A 1,988-nucleotide genomic window follows, 5' to 3' on the forward strand; every position below is an offset into this window, starting at 1 on the left:
CGGAAAACCGAAAATCCTTGATATCCAAATAAACATTGGGCACCAAGGCTATCATGCCTCCGCAAAGTCACGAGTATCCGGCAACGACTACGTGCCATTGCCAGAGCGCCAAAGCGGCAATCAGCAAAATGACAAATTGAGCCATTAACACCGGAAAAACCGCCAGGCGATGGAACGGCAGGCGGTTTGGCTTGCGGGTTTCCATCACTATTGCTCTCCAATGGTCGGCTGCCAGAATTAATAACTTGGCATAATTTGTGCCGACAAAATGCGCGCAGAGTATAGGGGCGGTTCTGCCCCTATTCAACTGTCAGGTAGTGATTTCCGACTGCGCGCTACATGAGGAAATGTTTCAGCGGATGTGTGCGAGCACACCTTGAAGCTCATCGAGGGAGTTGTAACCGATCACCAACTGACCCTTTCCCTTCTTGCCGTGGCGAATCTGCACCGCAGAGCCTAGGCGCTCGGCCAGACGCTGTTCGAGACGGGCGATATCCGGGTCGGGTTTGGTCGCTTCCACAGGCTCCGGTTTGCCACTCAACCATTGACGAACCAGTGCCTCAGTTTGGCGCACGGTAAGGCCGCGTGCGACAACATGTCGCGCCCCTTCCACCTGCTGATTGTCCGGCAGACCGAGCAAAGCACGGGCATGACCCATTTCCAGGTCGCCGTGGGACAGCATGGTCTTGATGACTTCCGGCAGTGCAATAAGCCGCAACAGGTTAGCCACAGTGACGCGGGACTTACCCACAGCCTCGGCGACCTGCTGCTGAGTCAGCTGAAATTCCTGCTGCAAACGCTGCAGGGCCACCGCTTCCTCGATCGGGTTGAGATCTTCACGCTGGATGTTCTCGATAAGCGCGATGGCGATCGCGGTTTCATCCGGGACATCACGAACCATGGCAGGGATGGTTTCCTGCCCGGCTTGCTGACTCGCGCGCCAGCGGCGTTCACCGGCGATGATTTCAAAGCGACCACCGCCAATCGGGCGTACCACGATCGGCTGCATCACGCCTTGCGCCTTGATCGACGCCGCCAGTTCTTCCAGCGCCTGCGGATCCATGTCCCGGCGCGGTTGATATTTGCCACGCTGCAGCAGGTCCAGTGGCAAGTGCTGCAATTCACGGGTGTCAGCTTGCGCCGCTTGTTCTTCCAGCGCGCTGACGGTCGGACCACTCAGCAGTGCATCCAGTCCACGTCCGAGACCTCGTTTCTTGACGGCCATGGGGATTCCTTAATTTGCCTGAGCGGCGGCGATGCGTGAGTTTTTGCGCTGACGACGAACCATCTCGCCGGCCAGGGCCAGATAAGCCAGGGCGCCACGCGATTGCTTGTCGTAGGCCAGCGCCGGCATGCCATAGCTCGGCGCTTCAGCCAGACGGATGTTGCGCGGGATCACCGTGTCGTAGAGCTGCTCGCCAAAGTGTTCCTTGAGCTGCGCCGAAACGTCGTTCATCAGGCTCAGACGCGGGTCGTACATCGTCCGCAACAGACCTTCGACTTTCAGGTTAGGGTTCAGCAGTTCAGCGATGCGCTTGATGTTATCCACAAGGTCACTGAGACCTTCGAGCGCAAAGTACTCGCACTGCATGGGGATAATTACCCCATCGGCGGCGACCAGTGCGTTCAGCGTGAGCATCGACAGCGACGGCGGGCAGTCGATCAGAATGTAATCGTAGTTTTCACGGATCGGCGCCAGCGCGCTGCGCAGACGGCTTTCCTTCATCTGCATTTCCAGCAACACCACTTCGGCCGCCGTGAGATCGCGGTTGGCCGGCAGCAGTTGGTAACCGCCGTGCTCGGAATAGTGCATGGCCTGGGCCAGATCGCATTCGCCGATCAGCAGGTCGTAGACCGAGTTTTCCAGGCCGTGTTTATCCACACCGCTACCCATGGTGGCGTTGCCCTGTGGATCGAGATCGATCAACAGCACCCGGCGCTTGGTCGCGACCAGGGATGCTGCGAGGTTTATGCAGGTGGTGGTCTTT

The 1,988-nt window shown here is 58.4% G+C and carries 2 protein-coding genes and 1 pseudogene; all 3 read right to left on the minus strand.

Annotated features, from left to right (window positions below; translation table 11 throughout):
- A pseudogene (locus ACIPIZ_RS29630) lies at positions 1-205 on the minus strand (ATP synthase subunit I); the annotation flags it as partial.
- A 147-nt stretch (positions 206-352) separates the two neighbouring features.
- Positions 353-1,225 (minus strand): ParB/RepB/Spo0J family partition protein, encoded by an 873-nt coding sequence (locus tag ACIPIZ_RS29635; RefSeq protein ID WP_034152184.1) that lies wholly within the window; start codon positions 1,223-1,225, stop codon positions 353-355.
- Positions 1,226-1,234: 9 nt separating this feature from the next.
- On the minus strand, positions 1,235-1,988 hold a 754-nt coding region (locus ACIPIZ_RS29640; protein WP_401169060.1), incomplete at its 5' end, for a ParA family protein.

This window comes from Pseudomonas sp. NPDC087690 (assembly GCF_044743175.1).
Taxonomy (GTDB): Bacteria; Pseudomonadota; Gammaproteobacteria; order Pseudomonadales; family Pseudomonadaceae; genus Aquipseudomonas.